A 24,073-nucleotide genomic window follows, 5' to 3' on the forward strand; every position below is an offset into this window, starting at 1 on the left:
CGAAGTGGCGATCAGTCCTGGGTCAGTCCGGCCCAGTCTTCGCGGCCGCCCATTTCGAGGGGCAGACCATGCTCGCCGGCAGTGTCGGCGCACACGGTGCCGAGTTCGACGAGCGTGTCGGTGTCGATATCCATCGTTTTGACCTTTCGACGGAGGTTGAAGTGGAAGCCGGAGGCCGGGAAGCCGGCCCCCGACCGACCGGCTCAGTCCTGGCTCAGACCCTGAACCAGTTCCTTGCCGCCCGCTTCGATGCCGAAGCGTTCTTCGCCGGCGGTATCGGCGCTGACGGTGCCGAGCTCGACGATGTCGTTGGTTTCGCGATCCATGATCGTTTCCTCCATGATGCCGCGGAATTGCGGCTCGATCGAAGCTAGGGCGGCGGCGCCGTATAGGAATTTTATACGACTCATATCGTCCGAATATTATCGGAGCGGCTCCGAGCGTTTGCGGATCTCGGCAGCAACGCGCCCCGCGAACCCTGCCCGGCGGCGATGGAAGCGCGTGATTTTGCTGCGCAAAGCGCTCCAGCGCCCGAAGCGGTAGTCCTCCGCCATCGCCTTGAGCGCTTCGCCAGCGTCGGCATCAACGCGGACCTCCAGCGAGCGAATTGTCATGCTGCGCTCGACAATATTGACGATCGCCGCGCGAAGTTCGCCGTTGGAGCTTCCGATCGCGATGGTCCTGAAGAGACTTTCGATCGCCTCGGGATATGAGTCGTGCGTCGCGAGATCGATGAGGCCGCCGGGCAAGTCAGGCCGCGGGGACCGCCCCTTGAGCGCCATCGACAGGAGCGCGCCAGCCCAGCCGTATAGGTCAACTAGGTCGGCCTCACTCAGGAGGGGCTGCCGAAACCCCTCCTGATGCCAGCTCTCGATGATCCGCTCGCCCGAGAGACGATAGAGCGCATCGCGGACCGGAGTGGCGCTCGAGGCGAGCGATTTCGAGAGATGCGCGGCCTCGAGCCGGGTGCCCGGCGGATAGGCGCCCGACAGGATGCGCGCCTTCAGGTCCAGATAGACCCGCTCCATCGTGGCGCCCGGGCTCATGCCGCCAACGCCCCGCGCTCGCCTTCTCCTTCCGGCCGCTGCGCGGCGACATAGTCGGCGAGGAGTGCCTGTTGATCAGGCCGCAGCGCATCGATCGCGGCTATCGGGTCCTCGGGATAGCCGCCGAACAGCACCGACGGGCATTGTCCCTCGAAGTTCCCGAGATTGGGGCGATGTTGCGCGTAACCCGCAAGCGCCGCAAGCTCGGGCGAGAATGTCCGCGCAATTTCGGGCGGATAGGCCAGCCACTGATTTTCATAGGGTTTCAGCCAGCCGAGACAGTAGCTGACGATTATCCCGCGGCGAACGTCCCCGCTCCGATTTGCGCCGGCACCGTGCAGCGTCGAGCCGAGGAAGACGATGGCGTCGCCGGGCTGCGCCTCGGCAACGATCGGGGCTTCTTTGGGCTCCTCGACCAAGGCCTCGACACCGTGGCTGCCCGGCCAGATGATCGTCGCGCCATTAGCCTCGGTAAATGGCGTGAGCGGCCACATGACATTGACGAGATATTCGACCTCGCCCAGCGCGCCTTGCCACATGTCCTGGTCGCGGTGCGGGAATTGCGCGAGCGCGCCCGGATGCAGCTCGATTGCTTGGGAAAGGTTGAGTTGGATCCGCTCGCACCAGTTGCCGAGCGCAGTCTCAGCCATTTCGAGGATCGCCGGGTTCATCACGAGATCGGCCATATGCGGCGAGCGGATCAGGAGGCGGCCGAACCGCTTGGTCCGCTCGCCATAGAAACCGCCCTCGCAGAAGGGCGTCGCCTCGTAGCGTGGTTCGAGATCCGCAGCGATCGCTTCGATGAGCGATTCTGGGGCGGCGCCTCGCAGGATAGAATAGCCATTTTCCATCAGCGCCTGAGCGGCAGAGGATTGATGGGATCGCGCGTCGAGCGCGGCGTGGTTGATCAGCATCGTCCTCTCCTCACGCTGCACAGGCGGCCGACGCCGCAACTGCATGGCTGACAATCCCCGCGCCAGCGAGTTTTGCGACGGTCGAGGCATCGATATCGATGCGAAGCCCAACGAGCGCTTGCCCGCGGTGGAGGACGGGCTCGCCGAGCGAGCAGCAATCCCAGCCGAAGGTCTGGATCTGGCGGAACCAGGGCAGCTCGGCGACGCCGGTATAGGTGCGGATCTCGTTGGCGAGCGCGAACTCGGCAAGCCCGACAAGCAGCGAGTCGCGGGCGATCCGCCGCTGCCGCGCGCCAATTCCGGGCGACAGACAGAAGCGGGTGATTTCGAGGACGTTGGGGCCCTGCGGCACGTCCCCTGCGACCAGCCCCGAGAAGAGGCTGTCGAGGAGCGCAGGCTGGGTGGTGAGCAGCAGGCGCGCCGAGGCGAGATGCTCGCCGTCCGGATCGGTCACGATCAGATAGGTGGCATCGACGTCGTCGAACTGGTCCAGCTCGAAGCGATCGGCCAGCGCAGGAATATCCCATTTCAGAAGATCGATGAAGACGCGCTTGCGCGCCTCGAACATCGCGCGCATCGCCTTATGCTCGAGAGCCCGGTTGGTGGAATCGACAATAAGCAGCATGGATTTGCCTCCGTTTGAAAAGAGGCGTTCCAATTGAAGGGCTTTTCGCCGCTGCACCATAGCATGATCGGGGGGTGTCCCCGATTTTTCTCAGCGTTTGGCGATGTCCTCGAAACTTATGTCGCCATCGTACAGCGCGCGCACGGTGAGCGTGATACCGCCATTCGCCTCGTAGCGCTGGCGGGCATTGCGCAGATGTTCGCGCACCGTGTCCGGACTGAGACCAAGTCTTAGCCCTATTCTGGGGACGGACTCGCCCTTGGCCGCCCAGACCAGCACCTCGCGCTGCCGACGGGTCAGGCGTGGCCCGATGTGCGCGAGATCCGGATAGGCGATAAGGCGCGCCGCATCGAAAGCGGGACCGCCAATCATCCGCGCAAATTGCAGCGCGTCGGCACTCGCAGAGCTACCCGGCTTCCACGCAAACGAAACCGAGCCATGCGCATGGCCGGGAAGATGCGCCGGCACGGTGAGACCATCACCGATGCCGTGCCGCCGCGCCTCGGCAAGAATGACTTCGTCTTCAGGCCGCTCGGTCCTCATATCGTGCCAGAGGAAACCCGACATGTTGCGCTGGCTCTCGCGGTGGACGGGATCGGTGACCCCGAGCCGCCGCTCGTCGAACCACAGTGCCCACTCTTCCGGGTAATTGTGGACGCGAACGCCTCGGTCCGGATCGGCCATGAAGTCGATGTGGTGACTGAGCGCGAACCAGGAGCACCCCATTCGCGAGCAGGCTTCCTGCAGCAGGTCGGCAAGACCTGCCTTGTCCTTCACATGACTGACGTCGAGCGCAAATGCATGCGCGGCGTCCATCGTCGGCATTATGACCCTTGGCGCGCCGACCGGCGTTTCCGACCTGCCGGGTCCGCGAGCCCCTCGTCAGTGCGAGCGGCCTTGCCCTCTTACAAGGCTGGCCGGCTCGCGACGGCCGATCACCGCTGGTCCAGGCGATCTTCGGAGAATCTGAAAGTGCGGGCTAAGCCCATATTATTCAAATATATTCCAGAGATAGAACCAGATTGAGGCAATTTCCGCAAAGCCGCGGAATTCCGCGGCTCAGCCGGAACCCTTGCGGAAGTCCCAGAGCGGGATGCCCATTTTTGAAGCCTTGTCGGCGAGATTGTCCTGAATTCCAGTTCCCGGAAAGACGATGAGACCAACGGGAAGTGCCTCGAGCATCCGGTCGTTGCGCTTGAACGGTGCCGCCTTCCCATGCCGGTTCCAGTCGGGCCGGAAGGCGACCTGTGCCACGCCGCGGCTGTCGGCCCAGCAGGCGGCGGCGCGTTCGGCGCCGGTGGGCGTCGCTCCATGGAGAAGGATCATGTCGGTATGCCGGGCCCGGACCTTGTCGAGTGCGCTCCAGATGGCGTTGTGATCATCGCAGTCGCTCCCGCCGGTAAAGGCGATGCGGGTTCCTTCGGGCAGCAAGGCCGCAGCCTTCTCGCGAAGCCGCGCGTCGAGAAAGTCGCGGCTGTCGATCATCGATGCCGTCAGGTTGCGATGGTGCGCTCGCGATCCGGTACGAGGCGCCCAAGCCTTGCGGAGCAGAAGCCGGAATTGGTCGGCGGCGGCCTCGCGGAAAAATTCCATCGCGTCGCGCCGCTCGATCAGGGAGATGCCCTCGCGCGTTGCCCGCTCGAGTTCGACCGAGCGGATCTCGCTGCCATCCTGCTCGCGTTGGAGCCGTCGCTGGGTCTGCTCATTGTCGTCGAGCTGCCGCTCGACCCGCTCGCCGGCACGGTGGAAGATGTTGACGAGATTCCAGAGAAGGTCGTCGAGATCGGGCTCGATCCGGGTCTCCACGAGACACCCCGCTAGCGCATCGAACATGTCGGCGATGGCACCACCGGCAAGATGCGCATCGGGGAGCGGTCTCGGGTCGGGTTCACCCTCGAAGGGCCGATGACCGAAGAGCTGCATTTCCTGAAGCAGATAGGCCGTCGTTCCGGGTTCGGCTGGATGGTCGTGAGGGGTGGCGTCGCCGTGCATGATGGATCTCCGTCTGATTGTGCCGCGCCTCGCGCGGCCTTCGTGGCGACGGCCCGCGGCATGCGGGGTGGGTCCGCATCGCGGCGCGCCGCGACCGGAGCGCAGCGGAGGATGGGGGACGCGCGGCTATTTTGTTTCGCGATGCAAAGGGGCCGCGAGGCCCCGGCGGAAAATAGCCGCGCGTCCCCCATTGCGGCCCCCGCCCCGTCTGCCGCAGTCGCCCTCTCGCGAAGGCCGGGCGCGCACGTCGCAGCGGAAAGCCTACGCGCCCATCCGCTGCCCTGCCCCTTCCGGCGAACCCGATGCGTTCAAAGAAACTTCAAGCGATCGGCAGGCAAGAGCTGGCTGCGAAGCGAGGCCGCCATCGCAGCGCGGCCGACCGCCCTGAGGTCGCCGTTGAAATCGCCATGCCGGGGTTCGAGCGGGAGGACGTCGATGCCACATTGTGACGCGCGCTCGCTGAGCGTCGCCAGCGCAGCGTCCCCGGCGGGATCATCGTCGCGCGCGACGTAGAGCCTCTTCAACATGTCGGGAAACGCGATTGCGGCAAGATGTGCGCCCGAGAGCCCGGAGATCATCGGCAGGGTTGGCATGACCTGCCGCAAGGACAGGATGGTCTCGATCCCTTCGCCCGCCGCCATGACCCTTCCCGATGCTCCGAACCGCACGCCATTACCGAGCAGATGCCCCATGGCGCGGCGCGGATAGGCGATCGGCGCCTTGTCGTTCGTTTCGGGATCGAGCCAGGTCCGATGCACACCCGTGACGGTCCCGGCGAGGTCGGTCACCACCGCGATCATCGCCGGCCACGCCGGTCGACCTCCGCGCGCATCGTCGCTGGATGCCCTGTAGTAGCAGTGCGGATGAAAGCGTAGCGGGTAGTCCGGAAGAATGTCGGTGATCGATCGGCCAACCAGATAGGCCTCACCGAGACTCGCCTTCAAGGGCTTGGTCGCAGCCAGCAGCCGACGCGCCGACTCCGGGGACCCGGTGGGAGCCTTTGCGGGTGCAGGATTTCGCGGTGCCTCGGGCGGCGGCGGCATGCTTAGAAACCGCCGTGCTTCCTCGAGGGTTTCACGAAATGCCGTATGGCCGCAGCTCGCGGCGATGACGTCGAGGAGATCGCCATGATCGCCGCTCGCAGCGTCGGTCCATTTCCCGGGGGCGCCGCCGCCATTGGCACTGGAAGCAAGCCGCACATAGAGGCTTCGCCCCGGAGAATTGCTGATGTCGCCGACCATCCAGTAATGGCCTTCGCGGCGCCCGTTGGAGAGATAACGACGGCACACCGCCTCGGCATTCTCCCCGAGACGGCGCGCAACTTCGGATGCTGGACTGGACATGCGGGGCTCCTTCAGGCGGCCTTGCGATCGGCGACCCGCACAATCGGAAACCGATCGACGAGCGCAGCGAACACATCGGCGCCAGCAGCCCCTGCCGGCACGTAGAGCCTCAGTTTCCACGAGACGATCTCGGAGATCAAGCCCATAGCCTTCAGCCGCTCGACGCCGAGATCGTTGAAGCCCGTAAGCTCGACGCGCCAGTCGTTCATCGCCCGCACCCGACGGACTATTTGCCCCTCCGCGAGCGACAGCACGACGTCGCCCGACTGCACCATGCGCCAGGCGTCGGCGACCGGCAGCTTTGCCGGCGTCTCGCCTGTCACGGCTGCGGCCCATGCCGGAGAGACCTTGCGACCGATCAGCCGCTCGCCCGCATCGGTCTGCAGCCGGTAGACTCGCGTGGACTCCTTCGGCAGCCGCTTCCAGATCGGCAGCAACAGGCCCGCGACCATGTGCAGCGTCGAATGCTCAAACTCGGGAAGCTCGCCGAGTTCCTTCGTCCACGCCGCAGCGAAACTGTCCTCGGAACACTTCTCCCAATTCGTGCCCTCATAATCGTCGGCGAGCATATGCAGTCGCTCGAGCGGCCGCTGCAGACGGATGCGCCGATGCACCGCGCCATCGTCATCGATGATGCTGCGCGCTCGCGACTTCACTGCTGCCCGGCAAGATCGGCTGTTCAAGACGAGAACGCCCATGCCCGTGGCCGCGACCTCTAGGGCATCGGCAAGGCTGATCGGAGACACCCGGTCCTTGCGCTGGATCGTGAGGAGCTGGGTCACCGCGCCGGTTCCGGGATGGGTGTAAATCGTCTCGCGTGCGGCGACCGTGAAGCTTTCGGCACGCAGCGTTTCGAGACCCATCTCATATGTCCCAGACGCGATTGCCCCCTCGATCCGCTGCGACAACAGACCCTCGAACACCTCGAACAGGATGTTCTGCAGGTCGATCGTCAGCGCGAGCATGCGGTTAAGGAAGGTGGTGATCGGCGGAAGCTCATCTTTGAGACCGCCATCGTCGAGGAGCGAGAGTCCCGTCGCCGCTTCGAATGTGAGCAGCGAGCAGCCATCGACCTTGCCGTCGGCGAGCAGGCCGTAGAGCTGACGGAGCGCATCGCGGGCATAGGGCGATTCCAGATTGTCGAGCGGACGGAACATATTCTGCCCGCCGGTCTGCCGCTGCCCGCGCGTGATTGCACCCAGCGTGTCGAGCCGCCGCGCGATCGTCGAGATGAACCTCTTTTGCGCCTTCACATCGGTCGAGACGGGACGGAAGAGCGGGGGCTGCTTCTGGTTGGTGCGATTGGTGCGCCCGAAGCCCTGGATCGCGGTGTCGGCCTTCCAGCCCGCCTCGAGCAGATAATGGATGCGCCGCCGCTGGTTCTTCACGCCAAGATCGGCATGATAGGATCGCCCGGTCCCGCCGGCTTCAGAGAAGATGAGGATGCGCTTCTCGTCATCCATGAAAGCATGGGTCTCGCCGAGGTTCGCGCTGCCCGGACGGTTCTGCACCGCGAAGCGCACCGGCTCCCCTTCCCCGCCGACGGGCACGATCCGCCGCGATCGCCCCGTGACCTCAGCAACCTGTTCGGTCCCGAAATGCTGCACGATCTGGTCGAGCGCACCCGGAACTGGGGGCAGCGATGCGAGCTTTTCGATCATGGCGTCGCGGTGGCGAGCGGCCTCGCGGTTGACGACCGGGTTGCCATCGCCGTCGAACACCGGCCGCGACGACAGATTGCCGTCGCTGTCCTCGCAAGGCTCATAGAGCTGCACGGGAAAGCTGTGCGCCAGATAGTCGAGGACATATTCGCGCGGCGTGATGTCGACCGACACGTCGCCCCACTCCTCGGTCGGGATCTCGGCGAGCCGCCGCTCCTGCAAGGCCTCGCCGGTCGAGACGATCTGCACCACCGCCGCATTGCCGGCATCGAGGTCGGCAGTGATGCTCGCGATCGTCGCCGGCGTCTGCATCGCGGTGATGAGATGGTTGAAGAAGCGCTGCTTCGTGCTCTCGAACGCCGAACGCGCCGCCGATTTCGCCTGCGTGTTGAGCGTGCCGTGGAGACTGCTCGTCACCCCGGACGCCTCCATCGCGGCATCCAAATTGTTGTGGATGACCTGGAAAGCGCCGGCATAGCTGTCGTAGATCCGGCGCTGCTCATCGGTCAGCGCATGTTCGAGCAGCTCATATTCGACGCCGTCGAATGAGAGCGAGCGGGCCGCGTAGAGACCGAGCGCCTTCAAGTCGCGCGCGAGCACTTCCATCGCGGCGACCCCGCCGTCCTCGATCGCCGCGACGAACTCGCTCCGCGTCGCGAACGGGAAATCGCTGCCGCCCCAAAGACCGAGCCGCTGCGCATACGCGAGGTTCTGCACGGTGGTCGCGCCGGTTGCCGAGACATAAACGATGCGCGCATCGGGGAGTGCGTGCTGCAGCCTCAGTCCGGCACGCCCCTGCTGCGATGGCTTCTGGTCGCCCCGATCGCCCTTCCCGCCGGCGGCATTCGCCATCGCATGGGCTTCATCGAAGATAATCACCCCGTCGAAGTCGGGTCCCAGCCATTCGACGATCTGGTCGACGCGGCTGGCCTTGCCTTCACGCCCCTGGCTCCGCAGCGTTGCATAGGTGGTGAAGAGAATGCCCTCGGGGAGCTTGATAGGATTTCCCTGCCGATAGCGCGACAGCGGCGTCACGAGGAGTCGCTCTTGCCCCAGCGCCGACCAGTCGCGCTGTGCGTCTTCGAGCAGGCGGTCGGAAATCGACAGCCACACGGCGCGCTTCCGACCCTTGAGCATATTGTCGAGGATGATCCCAGCAACCTGCCGACCTTTGCCCGCACCGGTGCCGTCACCGAGGAACCAGCCGCGGCGGAAGCGGACGGCGGCCTCATTGTCCTCACTCGCGGCAGTGACCATGTCCCACGTCTCGTCGACCGTCCACGCGCCCGAGAGATGCCCGGCATGGGCTTCGCCCGCATAAATGATCGATTCCAGCTGCGCGTCTGACAGCACGCCGTCGGCGATCAGATGCTCGGGAAGATGCGGTCGATAGGATGGCTTCGGCGGCGCGACCGACGCCATCGCGGCCGATTGCACGAGCGCGGTCGGATGCGGTTTCGACGACGGAATTGCGAGCGACTGCAGCGCGTAGGGCTCGTAGATCGCCTCGGCGAGTTGGCCTTCGGGCGCCTGCCAGTCGCGAGATTCATAACCGAGTTCGGGCGCCGCGACCGGGGCCGCAGACGACGAAAGCGTCCGGGCCGCGCCGTTCCCGGCCTGCACCAGAGCTCCGGTAGTAGCCGCGACACCCTCACGGGCCGGCGCCTCCGGAGGTGCCGGAGGCGTCCGGGGCGGCACATCCGCACGGACCCATTGGAGCAAGGCCCCAAGGTCGCCCGCCTCACCGCGCGACGGCGCGATCGCCGAAGCATCTGCGGCAGGCATCTTATCGATCACGAGGAGGCGCGTGCTCGTCGTCGTGCCATGCTTCGCATAGACTTTGCCGGCGATCGCCGCCGAGAACAGGATCGTCCCCAGCGCCTGCAGCCGCACGAACGCATCGCGCCATGCGGGCGCGTCGGGCGAGCAGTTCGCGCTAACGATCGCGACCAGGCGGCCGCCGTCCTGCAGCCGCGACAGTGCCGAGCCAATATGCCGGAGAGCGGCATCGCGCATCGTCCGCTCGACCTTGGCAACCGCCGAAAAGGGCGGGTTCATGAGGATGACGCTCGGACGAACGGCAGGAGGCAGCCTGTCGTCGATCGACGCGGCGTCGTGACGTGTCACGGCCGAGGGCGCGAACAGCAGATCGAGAAGATCGGCGCGGCACTCGCCCAGCTCGTTGAGCGCGAGGCGCGCGCCAGCGAGCTCGGCGTGAATGGCGAGCATGCCGGTCCCGGCCGACGGCTCGAGGACGGTGTCGTCCGGCTGGATCGAGGCGGCGTGGGCGGCAACGAAGGCTAATGGCAGGGGCGTCGAGAATTGCTGCATCGCCTGACTCTCGGAGGAGCGGCGCGTGTGCGTCGGAATGCGGCCCGCGAGACGCTGCCACATCGCGAGCTGTGCGATCGCGGAGAGCTTGCGAACCGCGGGCGTGGCGCCGTAGCGCCGGAGCAGGAGGATCTGTGCGACCTCGCACGCGTCATAGGCGGCTTTCCAGTCCCACGCGCCCTCGGCGTCGCTTGCGCCGAAGGCACCGGCCATAGCCGCGCGCAGCGCGGCCGTGTCGAAGGGATGGCCCGCTTCGAGCAGAGGAAGGATGGCCTCACCCGCCGCAAGCAGCTGCGCTGCAAAGGGGCTGGAGGGAACGGGCGCGGAATGAAGCGCCGCGGCTGACGCCGCGCGCGAAGGGAGGCTTTGCATGTCGGGAATTCCTCGGGAGAGCGGGCAGGAACAAGCCGCCGGCCGCTCTCTCTCGGACCCGGTGGCTCATCCCTTCCCGGCCCGTCTCTCCTCTATCCGAACCGCTCCCCTTGTTCGGTGAAGCTGTAGCCGTTGGCGATAATCGCCTCGTCGACCACCGCGTCGGAGCTCAGATAGTCGCTCTCGTCCTCGAGCTTGCCGTAGAGCCAGCGGGCGAGGTCGCGCAGCGCCTCGCTGAGGTCGTCCTCCGCGGTCGCGGTCATATCCTGATACCCGAGGCTGTCCCGCTGGACGCCGATTTCCATACTATACTCATGATAGTAGCGGCCGCGGTGACTGATGCGTGCTCTGAGCTGGAAAAAGTTGGGCCACTGAATCGCCGCCAGTGCATCGGCAATCCGATGGAGTTCAGTATCCTTTGGCGCATACGCGCGGATCAATGAGTCGGAACGCTTCGCGTAGCTATAGTCGCCCTCGAAGCAGGCACCGTCCCCCTGGCTCGCGAAGCCCGAGAACCAGATGCAGGGCTTTCGCCGCGTACCGCCCCCGTGGAGGCGAACAGGCACGGTCGCGAGGTCGACGCCCAGAATCTCGCATATCCGTTCGAAATCCTCATAGACGGCCCAATACCAGTCGTGGTCAAACGCGCCCTGAAGATACCACGCCCGCGCATTCTCCTTTGCCTCCTCCGACAGTTCCTTGAGGCTGTAGACCGTCGTCTCGATAATCTCGGCCATGACAATCTCCTGAAAAAGAAAAGGCCCGGCGCTGCGTCCGGGCCAGGTCGGGACGATGGACGGGTCAGGCGTTGGCCAGCTCCTCGGGCCGCAGTCGGTTCCGAACCTCGTCGAGGAATGAAGCGGTCGACATCGTCTTGATCGCATCGGCGGTGATCAGCGTCGCCATCCCGCCGAAGCCGTCGGGCCGCATCTTGGTGCAGGTCCAGGCAGCAACGACCTCCACATCATCGAGCGCATCGCAGCGTTTGACGATGTCCTGGAAGATGCCCTCATAGCCGATCACCGACATGTCGAGGGCCAGCTCGCCCTCCGCCGGATCGAGCTTGCGCAGGTGATCCCGGATCGCCGTGACGGCATAGCTGTCTGGGAAGGGATCGACCTCGAGCAGCTGATGCACCTCGGCAAGGTCGAGATGGAGAAGGTCGTTCACATAGTCCTCCGCGAAGAAATAGACTTCGTCCTCGCCTCCCTCGTGGCTGAACATCCCGATCAGGAGACGATGCTCGAGCAAGGTCATCGCGGCGCGCGGGATATCCGGGCGCACGATCGTTGGCGAATGATAGTCAGCCATGCGCCGTCTCCTGCCCGTCCGCCTCGGCGGGTATGTCGGGATCGCCTTCGATGACGAGAGGCGGCACGGTGAACTCGGCCTCGTCGAAATAGCCGAGAATGCCCTCGACGCTGCCGCGCCGGACCACTTCGTGCCGATCGATCAGGACGCGATCGGATTCGTCGACGATGAAGCTGTCGGGCGTGCCTTCGCCGCGGAAGACGATCCGCTCTGCGCTCCATTCGGCGAAGAATCCGCCCGCCCAGAATCGGTAAGGCAGTCCATGATCCTGGCAGAAGGTTTCGAGCGGCTCGACCTTTCCCCAGGCGACTTCGTTCGCAAACAGTTCGAGCGGTTCGCCGACGGTACGGTGCGAAGACTCGAAGGCGGGGCCGTCCCATTCGATGGAAAGGCTCTCGCCCGCGATGACCGCCGCGAGTGCGAGCCAGGTCTCGGGCGTGAGATGGCCGCCGAGCTTGAACGATATAGAGACGCGGTCAGCCATGATGACCTCCCGCGACGAGGACCGGCATCGCCGGCGCGTTTGCTTGAATTTCATTTCGCATCTTCAATCTCCGTGAAAAAGCGAAAGCCCGGCGCGATGGCCGGGCTTTCGAGGTGGAAGTTCGCAGGTGCCGCTATGCGCGGCGGAGATTCATTCGGCGCCGATCGCTTCGGGATCGCCCGCATCCTCACCTCCTTCCTCCGCGAGAAAGGCGGGAAGCTCGCCATCCGCCTCGTCGTTGGCCGGCGCCGTTGCCTCCGGCGCCGGGATGGCAGCGCTCTCGAGTTCGGGCGTCCGCATCGGCTCGGGGAGCCAGCCAGCGTCTTCGAGCAGGCGCTCGGCCTCGCGTGCCATGTCGCCCTTCTTCAAATGGTCGATCATTCCGGCAAAATTCTCGCCGCGTGCCTCGGCAACGTCGGCAAGAATCCGCAGCTTCGGAACGCTGCTCAGATAGCCGTCGGCGGTCGGGCGCCAGCCGGCCTCCACGACATCCAGCCCCACGGCCCGCGCGAGCACATGGCTGTGCGCCAGCCGCCGGGCGATCCCGTGCGCCGAGACGCGGCCGTCATAGCCCCGGACGATCTCCGCCTGTGCATTGACGCCGAGCGAGGCGCAATGCGCAAGAAGGCTCGCGCGGTCCTCGTCGCCGAGTTCAAGCAGCCAGTCCCAGACCTCCTTGTCGCTTTTCGGCAGGCGACCACGCCATTCGTCGATGCGTTCCGCGATCGCCTGCCCCGGGGCGCAGTGACGCAGACCTGCCGGAGCGTTGGAAAAATGGACCGAGTTGATCGACGTCTGCAGACAGCTTTCGCGGCTGTAACCGTAAAAGCAGGACAGGACGAACGCATGGAGCACAGCGATATAGGCCGTCTCCGGGCACTTCGCGAAGGCGTCCTGTAGCGCGAGCGTTCTCCACGCCGTGAGGTCGGACACGAGGCGCTCTGACATCGGCTTCAAGGCACCTTCATCGTCCTCGGGCTCGGCCGCAGATTGGCCGGGAGCCGAAGGCGCGGACTTGGAACTGCCGTCGCCGCCGCCTGCGTCGTTCGCGCCCTCGCCCGTGCCCTGATCGCCCTCCTCCGGCTCGGCTTCGGGTTCATCCTCCGGCTTCACATAGCCGCGCTCGACGCTCAGCCTCCCGTCGATCCCGATCGAGACGAACGCGCCGGCGATGGCGATCTCGGCGGCATCGAAGACGATCGGGCGGTCGTTGATGCGGCTGATCTCGGCGTCGATCTCCTCGAGCCGGGTGTGGACCTCGTCGGGAACCTCGTCCGCATCGCTCCATTCGTTGCTCAGCGCTTCGCCCTCCGCTTCGAGGTCCGCGCCGAGCTTCTCCTCCTCTGCGCTCATCGGCACTTCGTCGCCGGCAAGGACGCGCATGCCGCGCCCCGGATTGAAGACATGCTCGATCGCGGCGTCGATCCATTTCCAGCCTTCCTCGCCGATCCGCGCCGCTTCGGCTTCGAACTTCTCGGCGACGAGCCGGTCGAGCAGGCCGACGTCGGTGAGCCAGCCGCCGTGATCGACTTCGAACAGGTCGCGAACGACACTGCCACCCGCCTCGACATAGGCGTCGAGCCCGGCGAAGCGGACACGCTTGTCGGATACGCGGACGCTGTTCTCGGTCAGCCTCTGGCGGATGAACGAAGCGGACGGCTGGAAGTCGTGCTCGACCATCTCCCAGACCTGAATCTGGCGCTCTTCATCGTCCGTCACCGTGAAGGCCATCAGGGTCTCGAGCGACATGCCGTCGTCACCATAGATGTCGAGCAGCTTTGGCGAGACGCTCGCCAGCTTGAGGCGCTGCCTGACCACCGCCGGTGTCACGAAAAAATGTGCCGCAATGTCCTCGACGGCATTCCCCTTGGCGGCGAGCGCCTGCATGCCGCGAAACTGGTCGAGCGGGTGCAGACTTACGCGCTCTGAATTCTCGGCGAGACTGTCCTCTTCGGCCAGGATATCGTCGTTCGCAGCCCGTATCCTGCACGGGATCGGCGCATTGTTGGCGAGCCGCTTCTGCTTCACCAGCAGTTGGAGAGCGCGGTAGCGTCGCCCGCCCGCCGGCACCTCAAAGTCACCGGTAGGGTTGCCTTCGCTATCGAGGATCGGGCGGACATTCAGGTTATGCAGCAACCCGCGCCGTGCGATGCTGTCGGCCAGTTCGGCAACTGACTGGCCGGGCTTGATCCGCCGAACATTTGCGTCCGAAAGCCTCAACCGGTCAAGCGGGATGGCCTGCGGTTGATCGAGCGTGATTTTTTGCTTGGAAGCCATGACTTATCTCCGCGACGGCCGACCAAGAGACTCTCTCTCGGCCTTCGAACCGTCGCGAAGCGCCCCTTCCCTCTTGCTCTCACCCGCGCGGTTGGGGGGAGGCAGGGAAGTGAGCTACCGTTCACAACAAGGATGCGAAGTGCTTTTTGGCCCGCGATGATAACCACGTTTCGATGCTTGATAGGGAAAACGGCTCGTCTACTCCGCGTCTCCGCCTCCTGTCTGTTCCCCGTCGTCCTCAACAACTTTGCGGCCGAGGCAATAACTGCCCCACGCACCCATGAGCCTGACACGCTCGCCAGGCTTTTCCGCGGTCCCGAGGTAGGTCGTCCGACGGTAAGCGGCCTGCACTGCATCCGGCGTCTTGTGCGCAAGCGCCGCTTCCACAACGGCATCGGGGAAACCCTCGTTCGCCGCCCAATCGGTGAATGTCGACCGGAAGCCGTGGACATGAAAAGGCTCAGCCATGTCACGAAGGACTTTGAGCAGCGTCATATCGGACATATTCTTCCCACTCGCACCGGGGAAAATCACGTCTGTGTCCGGGAGCCTGAAAGCATGCGCTTTTGCAATCACTTCCAGCGCGGCATCGGACAGCGGCACGATATGCGACTTGCCACGCTTCATATGATCGGCGGGCACAGTCCATAGCCGCGCTTCAATGTCGAGTTCGTCCCAGGTCGCCAGACGCACCTCCTGGCTGCGCGCACCGGTCAGGATGAGTAGTTCCAGGGCAAGCCTGCTGTAGGATGGCTTTCGCTGCAGTGCAGTGATGAAACCGGGCAAAGCCGCATATGGCATAGCCTTGCGATTCTCGGTCTTCTTGAGTTGCCGCGGCAAGCCACGCCCCGCTTTCAGGCTGCTATTACCTGAGGGAGCCTCGCGTGAACGCCAGCCCTTTGCATGCGCATAATCAAGCACGGTGCAGATCCGGTTGCGCACCTGACGGGCGGTCTCGGGTATGTCCTGCCAGATCGGCGTGAGCACGTTTATGATGTCAGCCGCGACAATCGCACCGGTCTGCTCGTCGCCCAGTTTAGGGAAGGCATAATTCTCAAGGCTGGAAAGCCATTGGCGGGCGTAGATCTCGCTCTTCCATCCCGCCTCGTTCTCGGCGTGATATTGCCTCGCCGCCTCGCGAAACGTCACCTTGGCAGATGTCTCGTCCTTCCGCTCAGCCAATATGTCGCGCCGGTCGACCTTGACCGCCTTGCGAAGCTCGCCGGCCTTCTCGCGGACCTGCGCCAAAGTGAACAACTTCGCACTGCCAAGCCCGATGTCCTGACGCTTGCCGTCGCGCTGCAGGCGAAGGGTCCAGGACGCCCCTCCCCGCTTGTCGACCTTCAAAAACAAGCCGTCACCATCCTGGTACGTGCCCGGATTCGCGAGAGCGGCCTTGACTGCAACCGCCGTGAGTTTGCCCATGGGAATCTTCCCCCACACTTTCTCCCCACATTCTGGGGAACACGAGTGTGGGGGAAAGACAATCTTCCCCCACACTTCCCCCACACTACGCTCCGGCTGCAGGCAAATTGCCCCGGACGCATGCGGACGATGCGTGGATGATACGCTAGGTTTTCTGGGATTTCTAGGGGGTTCGGCGGACACCCTCGGATGGGAGGGTGGTGGACAGGGCTGGATTCGAACCAGCGTACGGAAACCCGGGCAGATTTACAGTCTGCTGCCTTTAACCACTCGGCCACCTGTCCATTGGGGCCCGCTTTGGGAAGTGGCCCAATGGCGAAACGAGGCTTGCCTGTCAATGCCAGTCATGGGAAAGGCGCGCCATCATGCGTCAATTTTCTCGTCATCGTCGTCCGGCCGGTCAAAATCAGCGCGGACAAGCCATTCGTTTCTGGGGCCGCCACGCCGTATTGGCCGCGCTCGCCAACCCTGAACGCACCGTAAAACGCATCTGGGGCACCCGTGAGGCGCTGGGCCAGCTCGACCTGCCGCCGGTGATTCCGATCAGCTACGCCGACGTCACCGACCTGGCGCGACTCGTCGCGCGCGATGCGCCGCATCAGGGACTGGTGGTCGAGGTCGACCCGCTCGAGGACATCTATCTCAGCGACCTTCTGCAGGAAGAAAGCGATACGGACAGCAAGCGTCCGCTGATCATCCTCGATCAGGTCACCGATCCGCACAATATCGGGGCCGTGCTGCGCTCGGCGGCGGCGTTCGATGCTGCCGCGATCATCACGCAGGATCGCCACAGCCCGCCCGAAAGCGGCGTCATCGCGCGTTCGGCATCGGGCGCGCTCGAAACCGTGCCATGGGTGCGCGTCGTCAATCTGTCGCGCGCGCTCGAAGAAATCGCCGAGGCGCAATATTGGCGCATCGGGCTGATGGGCGACACCGAAACCACGCTGGGCGAGACGCTCGACGGCAGCAAGGTCGCGCTGGTGCTGGGGTCCGAAGGCGACGGCATGCGCCACAATGTCATGGAACATTGCGACGTGCTGGCCAAGCTCCCCATCTCGCCGCGGATGGAGAGCCTCAACATCTCGAACGCCGCGGCGATCGCGCTCTACGCGGTCGCGACGGCCGGCCAGTAAGGCTCAATCCTCGGCGGCGATCCGCACGCGGAGGCCGTCGAGCGCATCGCTGAACGGAATCTGGCACGACAGGCGCGAACTGTCGTCGCGGTCGGTCGTCGAATCGAGCAGATCGTTCTCGTCTTCGCTCATCGCGGGCATCGCGGCGCTGTCGCCCGCCTCGACATGGACATGGCACGTCGCGCACGAACAGCAACCGCCGCACAGCGCGAGCAGTTCGTCAAAGCCGGCGTCGCGGATATTTTCCATGACCGTCAGGCTGGTGTCGCCCTCGATCTCATGCTCGGTCCCGTCACGCGTCACGACAATCAGCTTGGCCATGCTAGTCCCCATAGGTTTCTTGTTGCTGGCGCTATGTCGCGCGTTGCGCGGCAAATCAAGCGTTGCTAGTGATAGCCTCCGGAACAAAAGGAGAATATGCGATGGGGCTCAGCCAGCAGCAGCTGAACGCGGGAATCGACGCGCTTGCCGCGCGCGATGCCAATTTCGCACGCGCGCTCGGCAATGCCGGCTATCCCGAGCCGCGCATCCGCGCCCCCGGCTACACCACATTGCTCCGCACCATCGTTGGCCAGCAGGTAAGCGTCGCCGCGGCGAACTCGATCTGGAACAAGCTGGAGGCGCAGTTTGGCGAGGGTTGCCCGGCGGAAACGGTTGCCGCCGCCGACTTCGACACACTGCGCGCGTGCGGGTTGTCGGGCCAGAAACAGGGTTATGCCAAAAGCCTTGCGCAGTTGATCCTCGACGGCGAACTGAAATTCGACGCCCTCCCTGCCGACGACGAGGAAGCGATCGCGCTGCTCACCAAAGTCAAGGGAATCGGCCGCTGGTCGGCCGAAATCTACCTCCTCTTTGCCGAAGGGCGCCCTGACATCTGGCCCGCGGGCGATCTCGCGGTGCAGGAAGCCGTCGGCCGCATCCTCCAACTTGGCGCGCGCCCCGGCGAGAAGCAGGCGCGCGAACTGGCGGAGGCGTGGCGCCCGCACCGCGGCGCGGCTGCGATCTTCAGTTGGCACTGTTACAATATGGATGTGATCTGAGGATCAGCCCTCCCTCCGCGTCATTGCGGGCGTAGCGAAGCAATCCAGAGTTAGGTAAACCGCGCTGGATTGCTTCGCTACGCTCGCAATGACGCACTTGAAGGACGCAGAAATGACCACCCGCGATATCGTCACCGCCTATTACGCCGCGTTCAACGCGGGCGACACCGACGCCATGCTTGCGCTCGTCGCCGACGATATGCGGCATGACGTCAACCAGGGCGAACCGCGGCACGGCAAGGCGCTGTTCGCCGAGTTCAACGCGCATATGACGCGCTGCTACCGCGAGCAGCTAACCGACATGGTGATCTTTGCCGAGGGCAATCGCGCCGCCGCCGAGTTTGTCGTCAACGGCACCTATCTCGCGACCGACGAGGGCCTTCCCGAAGCCAATGGCCAGACCTATCGCCTCCCCGGCGGCGCTTTCCTCTCGGTAAATAACGCCGGGCTGATCGACCGGGTGACGACCTATTACAATCTGCAGGACTGGCTGAAGCAGGTCGGCGCATGACCGTAACCGTCGCGCCGGTAACGGGCAGCGGGTTGGCGGAGGTCATCCCCGCCCTCGCCCGCCTGCGCACCACCGTTTTCCGCGACTTTCCCTATCTCTACGATGGCGATGCCGCCTATGAGTCCGGCTATCTCGCCACCTTCGCGGCGGCCGACGGCGCGGTGATCGTCGTCGCGCGCGATGGCGACGACATTGTCGGCGCCGCCACCGCTGCGCCGCTCGCCACGCAGGACGCGGCGTGGCAATCGCCGCTCGCCGCCGCCGGTTTCGACGTCGCGCGCACCTTCTATTTCGGCGAATCGGTGCTGCTCGCCAGCCATCGCGGTCGGGGCATCGGCCACGCCTTCTTCGACCATCGCGAAGCGCAGGCGCGCGCACGCGGCGCCTCGCACGCCGTCTTCTGCAGCGTGATCCGCGCCGACGATCACCCCGTCCGCCCCGCCGATTATCGCCCCCTCGACAGTTTCTGGCACGCGCGCGGCTATGCTCCGCTCGCCGGGGTCATCGCGTCCTTCGACTGGAAATGCGTCGGCGAGGATGCCGAACGCGCGCACAGTCTCCAATATTGGACCCGCACGCTATGATCCGCGTCGCAAGCGCCGCCTGGCCGATCGATCGGCACCCCGACTGGGCAAGCTATGCCGCCAAGCTCGAAGCCTGGGTGACCGAAGCGGCGGGCAATGGCGCGCGCCTGCTCGTCTTCCCCGAATATGGCAATATGGAGCTCGCGTCGCTGCTCGATCCCGCGGTCGCGCTCGATGCCGCAGCGCAGGTCGCGCCGCTTGCCGCCATGGCGGACGAGACCGCGCGTCTCCACGCCTTTCTCGCGCAGCGCCACGGCGTCCACATCCTCGCCGGGTCGATGGTCGAACGCGACGAGCGCGGCCTGATCGTCAATCGCGCGCGCCTCTTCGGGCCGGAGGGCGGCGCGGGCTTTCAGGACAAGCTGATCCTGACGATGTGGGAACGCACCCACTGGACAATCGCCCCCGGCGAGCCGCAAGTGACGCTGTTCGATCTCGGCATTGCAAAGGTCGGCGTGATCATCTGTTACGATTGTGAGTTTCCTGCGGCCGCGCAGGCGCTCTCGGCCGCAGGCGCCGACATTCTGCTGATCCCGAGCTGCACCGACAGCCTCGCTGGCTATTGGCGTGTCCGCGTCGGCGCGATGGCGCGCGCTCTCGAAACGCAATGCTTCACCATCCAGTCGCCGACGGTCGGCGCCGCCCCCTGGTCGGCGGTGGTCGACATCAACGTCGGGGCGGCGGGCGTCTTTGCGCCGCCCGACCTTGGCATGCCCGCCGACGGCATCATCGCGCTCGGCGAACTCGACGCGCCCGGCTGGACCTATGCCGACATCGACCTTGAGGCGCTGGCCGAGTTGCGGCGCAATGGCGCGGTGCGTGGGCCAGCACATTGGAGCGAGCAGCCGCAAGCTCCGCCCCTAATGCTTCAGATTCGCTAACGGCCCCACAGTCGCCCCCCGCGATGGAAAACAAAAAGGCCGGGTGGATCGCTCCGCCCGGCCTTTTGTTTCAGCCCTGAAGTGGGCTTATTTCTTGGCGGCTGCCTTCTTGGCCGGAGCCTTCTTTTCGGCGGGCTTGTCTTCGGCGGCCTTCGCCGGAGCAGCCTTCTTCGCCGCAGCCGGCTTTTCTTCCGCCTTGGCTTCAGCCTTCTTGGCCGGCGCCTTCTTGGCGGGAGCTTCCTCGGCCTTGGCCTCTTCCTTCACCGCGTCCTTCTTGGCAGCCGGCTTCTTTGCGGCGGCCTTTTTGGCGGGCTTGTGGTCGTGATCATGGTCGTGGCCGCAACCCGGGCCATGGACATGGCCGTCGTCATCGGCTTCGATCGCGGCTTCGATCTCTTCGCGCGTCACTTCGCGGTCGCTGATCTCGGCCTTTTCGAACAGGAAGTCGACGACCTTGTCTTCATACAGCGGGGCGCGGATCTGCGCTGCGGCGAGCGCGTCCTGCTGGACATATTCGACGAAGCGCTGACGATCTTCGGGGCGATATTGCTGCGCCGCCTGCATGACGAGGCGCTGCATTTCCTGCTGCGAGACCTGCACGCCGTGCGCCTGACCGATTTCCGACAGGAGCAGGCCAAGGCGGACGCGGCGGACCGCGATCGAGCGATAATCGTCGCGGTCGTTCTCGAGTTCGGCCTTCGCCGCTTCGGGATCTTCCTCGTGGCTCGCTTCATGCTCGAGCTGCTGCCAGATCTGGTTGAACTCGGCCTCGACCATCGTCGGCGGCACGTCGAAATCGTGGCTGGCTGCGAGCTGGTCGAGCAGCTTACGCTTCATATAGGTGCGCGTCAGGCCGTTCAGTTCCTGCTCGACCTGATCCTTCATCAGCTCTTTCAGCTTGTCGAGACTTTCAAGGCCGAGCGTCTTCGCGAATTCGTCGTCGATCTTCGACGCCGCCGGAACCTTCACTTCCTTGACCGTCACGGCGAATTCGGCGGGCTGGCCCTTGAGGTCCGCGACCGGATATTCGTCCGGGAACGTCACCTTCAGCACCTTTTCGTCGCCGACCTTGACGCCAACGAGCTGGTCTTCAAAGCCCGGGATGAGCTGGCCCGAACCGATTTCGACCGCCATGTCCTCACCCGTGCCGCCGTCGAAGGCGACGCCGTCGACGCTGCCGGCGAAGTCGATGATAACCTGGTCGCCCTGGGCGGCCTTCTTGGTCTTCGGCGCTTCTTCGAAGCGCTTCATCTGCGCGGCGAATTCCTCGATCTTGGCCATCACGGCCTTGTCGTCGGCGGGAACTGTCAGGCGTTCGAGCTTCAGGCCTTCGATCGACGGCGCCTTGATTTCCGGCAGCACTTCGAGGCTGACGGTCAGTTCGGCGTCCTTGCCGGCTTCATAGCCTTCGTCGAGCGACACGGCGGGCTGCAGCGCGGGGCGAAGCTTTTCCTTCGTCATCAGGTCGCGCACGCCGGCGTCGATCGCCTTGTTCAGCGCGTCGGCCGACAGCGCCGGGCCGTGCATCTTGCGGATCAGGTTCGGCGGAACCTTGCCGGGGCGAAAGCCGGGCATGCGGACGGTCGGGGCGATGCTCTTCACCTCGTCGTCGACGCGCGCGTCGATATCCTTGGCGGTGATGGTCACGCGATATTCGCGCTTCAGGCCTTCGTTCAGCGTTTCGACGGTCTTCATTGCCTTGGTCTTATCCTTGCTCAAAATCTCGTATCGAACCCCGCCAGCGCGGCGGAGTTCCCTGTAATCCCGGCCTGCATTGCAGATTGGTGCGGGCGAAGGGACTCGAACCCCCACATCTTGCGATACTGGTACCTAAAACCAGCGCGTCTACCAATTCCGCCACGCCCGCAGGTGCTTTTGGCCGGGTGCACGAAGTCGCGCGCTGCCGCGCACGCCCGTGCGGGCCGCGCGGGGCTATAGCAGACGCGTCGCCGAGGGCAAGGGCGGAAAGCCGCCCCGTTCCGCTGGCGGAACATGCTTGGTACCCGCTGGCGGAACATGCACCGCGCCCGTTCGTTGGTTAACTCAAGGAGAGTGACAATGACCAACGCAGCCGACCCGCTTCCCAAGCCGAAGCCCGACACGATCGAACCTCAAGCGCCGCCCGAACAGCCGGTGCAGCCGACCCCGGTCGAGGACCCGGCCGGCCAGCCGACCGAAATCCCCGGCCGCCCCGGCGGCGGCGACATCGACCAACCCGGCCGCGGGCCCGACGAAGTCCCACCGCAAGAGATTTGACCTTATCCGTCATTGCGAGCGTAGCGAAGCAATCCACAGCAGGCGCCAACCGCACTGGATTGCTTCGCTACGCTCGCAATGACGATGGGTTGCATATGCAGACTTGACCTCACCCCGCCGAAATCGCCACGATGTGCCGCAGGGGAGAGAAATATGAAAATCGCCGCCGCCATCGCGCTGCTCTTGGCAACCACCACAGCCGCCATGGCGCAAGAGACAACTCTTTACCGCGGCGGCCCCATTATCACGATGGATGGCGACGCGCCGCAGACAGTCGAGGCGGTCGTCACCACCGGCGACCGCATTACCTTCGCCGGCCCGGAGAAACAGGCGCGCAAAGCCGCGGGTAAAGACGCGGCGATCCGCGATCTCAAGGGCGCAACCCTGCTCCCCGGCTTCATCGATGCCCATTCGCACTTCACCGTCGCCACGATGAGCGCGGGCGGTCTGGACCTCCGCGACAAATCGCTGGGCCCGATTCCTGACATCGCTGGCGTTTCGGCAGCGATCCGCAATCATCTCGCCCGCACCCCAGCCGCCCCCGGCCGCTGGGCCACCGTGTGGCAGTTCGATCACGAGACGCTCGCCGAAAAACGCTACATCACGCGCGCCGAACTCGACGCGCTGGCGCCCGACCGCCCGCTCGTCGTGCTCCACGTCTCGCTTCACGGCGCCGTCGCGAACAGCGCGGCGCTGAAAGCCGCCGGGATCGACGAAAGCACGCCCGTCCCGCCCGGCGGCATGATCCTGCGCGACGACGCCGGCAAGCTCAACGGCGTCCTCCTCGAAAAGGCGATGTTCCTGATGCTCGCCAAGATGCCGCAGCCGACGGCGGAGCAAAAGCTTGCCGCCCTCGACGCGGCACAGAATGCCTATTTTGCCGAGGGCTATACGCATGCGCAGGACGGCGCGACCCTGCCCCCCGACGTCGCGTTCCTCACCTCTGCGGCCGCACGCGAAAGGCTCAAGATCGACCTTGCTTTGCTCCCCTTCTCGACCGGGCTCGACGGCCTGCTCGCCCAGCCCGAGCTTAAATTCGGCAGCTACCAGGGCCATGTCAAACTACAGGGGATCAAATTCGTCCTCGACGGGTCGGTGCAGTCGCGCACCGGATTTTTCACCCGCGACTACAAGCGCGGCAGCCCCGAAGGGCATCACCCCTGGCACGGCGAACCCGTCCTCTCCGAAGCCGAGTTCATCGCGCAGGCAAGGAAAGTCCATGACCGCGGTTGGCAACTGTTCGTCCACGCCAATGGCGACGCCGCGATCGACATGGCGATCAAGGGCTTCGACGCGCTCGGGATCAAGGCGGCGGACGACCGCCGCCCGATCGTCATCCATTCGCAATTCCAGCGCCGCGACCAACTCGCCGCCTATAAACGGATCGGCGTCGGCCCCGCCTATTTCTCGAACCACACATGGTATTGGGCCGATGTCCACCGCACCAACTTCCCCGCGGAAGTCGTCGATTTCATCAGCCCCTTTCGCTCGGCCCGCGCCGCGGGCCTGATACCTTCGAACCACAGTGACTACAGCGTCACCCCGCTCGACACGCGTTTCATGCTCTGGACCTCGATGGCACGCACCTCGCCCACCGGCGTCGTGAGCGGCCCCAGCGAACGCCTTACCGCCTATCAGGCACTACAGGCGCTCACCACCGGCCCCGCTTGGCAGGCGTTCGAGGAAGATCGCAAGGGCCGCATCAAGCCCGGCCTGCTCGCCGATTTCGTCATTCTCGACCGCAATCCGCTGACAACGCCGGTCGACGGGATCAAGGACATCCAGGTCCGCGAAACGATCAAGGAAGGCCGCAGCGTCTGGCGCGCAAACTTCTGACACGATATCATCACATTGGCGGGGTTATCTCGGCAGCAACAGGAGTCTTCG

At 64.9% G+C, this 24,073-nt stretch carries 23 protein-coding genes and 2 tRNA genes; 7 read left to right on the forward strand and 18 right to left on the reverse strand.

What is annotated here, in order from left to right:
- Nucleotides 1–11: 11 nt before the first annotated feature.
- From KEC45_RS21885 to KEC45_RS11600, 15 genes are all read right to left on the reverse strand, one after another.
- Complete coding sequence (locus KEC45_RS21885; RefSeq protein WP_302851570.1) at nucleotides 12–134, reverse strand: hypothetical protein; 123 nt, start codon at nucleotides 132–134, stop codon at nucleotides 12–14.
- A 69-nt stretch (nucleotides 135–203) separates the two neighbouring features.
- A complete protein-coding gene (locus tag KEC45_RS21890; RefSeq protein WP_302851571.1) occupies nucleotides 204–326 on the reverse strand; it encodes a hypothetical protein in 123 nt (40 codons plus the stop codon).
- Between the two features lie 96 nt (nucleotides 327–422).
- Entirely contained in the window at nucleotides 423–1,028 is a 606-nt protein-coding gene (locus tag KEC45_RS11540; RefSeq protein WP_252171059.1) for a GntR family transcriptional regulator, read from the reverse strand.
- Between the two features lie 14 nt (nucleotides 1,029–1,042).
- Nucleotides 1,043–1,960, reverse strand: a complete 918-nt coding sequence (locus KEC45_RS11545) for a phytanoyl-CoA dioxygenase family protein (RefSeq protein ID WP_252171060.1) — start codon at nucleotides 1,958–1,960, stop codon at nucleotides 1,043–1,045.
- A gap of 10 nt (nucleotides 1,961–1,970) precedes the next feature.
- Complete coding sequence (locus KEC45_RS11550) at nucleotides 1,971–2,585, reverse strand: acyl-homoserine-lactone synthase (protein WP_252171062.1); 615 nt, start codon at nucleotides 2,583–2,585, stop codon at nucleotides 1,971–1,973.
- A 90-nt stretch (nucleotides 2,586–2,675) separates the two neighbouring features.
- On the reverse strand, nucleotides 2,676–3,410 hold the full coding sequence (locus tag KEC45_RS11555; RefSeq protein ID WP_252171063.1) for a LuxR family transcriptional regulator: 735 nt from the start codon (nucleotides 3,408–3,410) through the stop codon (nucleotides 2,676–2,678).
- Nucleotides 3,411–3,644: 234 nt separating this feature from the next.
- Entirely contained in the window at nucleotides 3,645–4,577 is a 933-nt protein-coding gene (locus KEC45_RS11560; protein ID WP_252171064.1) for a DUF2493 domain-containing protein, read from the reverse strand.
- Between the two features lie 308 nt (nucleotides 4,578–4,885).
- The gene (locus KEC45_RS11565) at nucleotides 4,886–5,920 is read right to left on the reverse strand and encodes a toprim domain-containing protein (protein ID WP_252171065.1); all 1,035 of its coding nucleotides are present in this window, start codon (nucleotides 5,918–5,920) and stop codon (nucleotides 4,886–4,888) included.
- Between the two features lie 11 nt (nucleotides 5,921–5,931).
- A complete protein-coding gene (locus KEC45_RS11570) occupies nucleotides 5,932–10,284 on the reverse strand; it encodes a strawberry notch-like NTP hydrolase domain-containing protein (RefSeq protein WP_252171066.1) in 4,353 nt (1,450 codons plus the stop codon).
- Nucleotides 10,285–10,376: 92 nt separating this feature from the next.
- Nucleotides 10,377–11,021: an antitoxin of toxin-antitoxin stability system gene (locus KEC45_RS11575; protein ID WP_252171067.1), complete on the reverse strand. Its 645-nt coding sequence runs from the start codon at nucleotides 11,019–11,021 to the stop codon at nucleotides 10,377–10,379.
- Between the two features lie 64 nt (nucleotides 11,022–11,085).
- Nucleotides 11,086–11,595 carry a hypothetical protein gene (locus tag KEC45_RS11580; RefSeq protein ID WP_252171068.1) on the reverse strand — a complete coding sequence of 170 codons (510 nt, stop codon included), beginning with the start codon at nucleotides 11,593–11,595 and terminating at the stop codon, nucleotides 11,086–11,088.
- Entirely contained in the window at nucleotides 11,588–12,079 is a 492-nt protein-coding gene (locus tag KEC45_RS11585; protein ID WP_054729079.1) for a hypothetical protein, read from the reverse strand. Before KEC45_RS11585 ends, KEC45_RS11580 begins: the two co-directional genes overlap by 8 nt.
- A 150-nt stretch (nucleotides 12,080–12,229) precedes the next feature.
- Nucleotides 12,230–14,356 carry a ParB/RepB/Spo0J family partition protein gene (locus KEC45_RS11590; RefSeq protein ID WP_252171069.1) on the reverse strand — a complete coding sequence of 709 codons (2,127 nt, stop codon included), beginning with the start codon at nucleotides 14,354–14,356 and terminating at the stop codon, nucleotides 12,230–12,232.
- A gap of 198 nt (nucleotides 14,357–14,554) precedes the next feature.
- On the reverse strand, nucleotides 14,555–15,781 hold the full coding sequence (locus KEC45_RS11595) for a site-specific integrase (RefSeq protein WP_252171070.1): 1,227 nt from the start codon (nucleotides 15,779–15,781) through the stop codon (nucleotides 14,555–14,557).
- Between the two features lie 198 nt (nucleotides 15,782–15,979).
- Nucleotides 15,980–16,065, reverse strand: a tRNA-Tyr gene (locus KEC45_RS11600).
- 81 nt (nucleotides 16,066–16,146) lie between these two features.
- Between KEC45_RS11600 and rlmB the strand changes: the two genes are divergently transcribed.
- A complete protein-coding gene (rlmB, locus tag KEC45_RS11605; protein ID WP_062179230.1) occupies nucleotides 16,147–16,914 on the forward strand; it encodes a 23S rRNA (guanosine(2251)-2'-O)-methyltransferase RlmB in 768 nt (255 codons plus the stop codon).
- A 3-nt stretch (nucleotides 16,915–16,917) separates the two neighbouring features.
- Here the strand turns inward: rlmB and KEC45_RS11610 are convergent, their stop codons facing one another.
- A complete protein-coding gene (locus KEC45_RS11610) occupies nucleotides 16,918–17,235 on the reverse strand; it encodes a 2Fe-2S iron-sulfur cluster-binding protein (protein WP_062179227.1) in 318 nt (105 codons plus the stop codon).
- 101 nt (nucleotides 17,236–17,336) lie between these two features.
- Between KEC45_RS11610 and KEC45_RS11615 the strand changes: the two genes are divergently transcribed.
- The 4 genes from KEC45_RS11615 to KEC45_RS11630 all read left to right on the forward strand — a co-directional run bounded on the left by KEC45_RS11615 (nucleotide 17,337) and on the right by KEC45_RS11630 (nucleotide 19,930).
- Nucleotides 17,337–17,954 (forward strand): DNA-3-methyladenine glycosylase, encoded by a 618-nt coding sequence (locus tag KEC45_RS11615; RefSeq protein ID WP_062179223.1) that lies wholly within the window; start codon nucleotides 17,337–17,339, stop codon nucleotides 17,952–17,954.
- 112 nt (nucleotides 17,955–18,066) lie between these two features.
- Nucleotides 18,067–18,465 carry a ketosteroid isomerase-related protein gene (locus tag KEC45_RS11620; protein WP_062183719.1) on the forward strand — a complete coding sequence of 133 codons (399 nt, stop codon included), beginning with the start codon at nucleotides 18,067–18,069 and terminating at the stop codon, nucleotides 18,463–18,465.
- Nucleotides 18,462–19,049, forward strand: coding sequence for a GNAT family N-acetyltransferase (locus KEC45_RS11625; RefSeq protein WP_062179220.1), 588 nt, complete (start codon nucleotides 18,462–18,464; stop codon nucleotides 19,047–19,049). Before KEC45_RS11620 ends, KEC45_RS11625 begins: the two co-directional genes overlap by 4 nt.
- Nucleotides 19,046–19,930: a carbon-nitrogen hydrolase family protein gene (locus KEC45_RS11630; protein ID WP_202966787.1), complete on the forward strand. Its 885-nt coding sequence runs from the start codon at nucleotides 19,046–19,048 to the stop codon at nucleotides 19,928–19,930. The genes KEC45_RS11625 and KEC45_RS11630 overlap by 4 nt, the downstream gene beginning before the upstream one ends.
- An 87-nt stretch (nucleotides 19,931–20,017) precedes the next feature.
- Here the strand turns inward: KEC45_RS11630 and tig are convergent, their stop codons facing one another.
- Both tig and KEC45_RS11640 read right to left on the reverse strand, forming a co-directional pair.
- A complete protein-coding gene (gene tig / locus KEC45_RS11635) occupies nucleotides 20,018–21,625 on the reverse strand; it encodes a trigger factor (RefSeq protein WP_062179217.1) in 1,608 nt (535 codons plus the stop codon).
- A gap of 87 nt (nucleotides 21,626–21,712) precedes the next feature.
- Nucleotides 21,713–21,797: transfer RNA gene (locus tag KEC45_RS11640), tRNA-Leu, on the reverse strand.
- Nucleotides 21,798–21,988: 191 nt separating this feature from the next.
- Between KEC45_RS11640 and KEC45_RS11645 the strand changes: the two genes are divergently transcribed.
- The gene (locus KEC45_RS11645; protein WP_062179215.1) at nucleotides 21,989–22,186 is read left to right on the forward strand and encodes a hypothetical protein; all 198 of its coding nucleotides are present in this window, start codon (nucleotides 21,989–21,991) and stop codon (nucleotides 22,184–22,186) included.
- 153 nt (nucleotides 22,187–22,339) lie between these two features.
- On the forward strand, nucleotides 22,340–24,022 hold the full coding sequence (locus tag KEC45_RS11650) for an amidohydrolase (protein WP_062179212.1): 1,683 nt from the start codon (nucleotides 22,340–22,342) through the stop codon (nucleotides 24,020–24,022).
- Nucleotides 24,023–24,073: the final 51 nt, after the last annotated feature.

The sequence above is a fragment of the Sphingopyxis sp. USTB-05 genome (assembly GCF_023822045.1).
Lineage (GTDB): Bacteria > Pseudomonadota > Alphaproteobacteria > Sphingomonadales > Sphingomonadaceae > Sphingopyxis.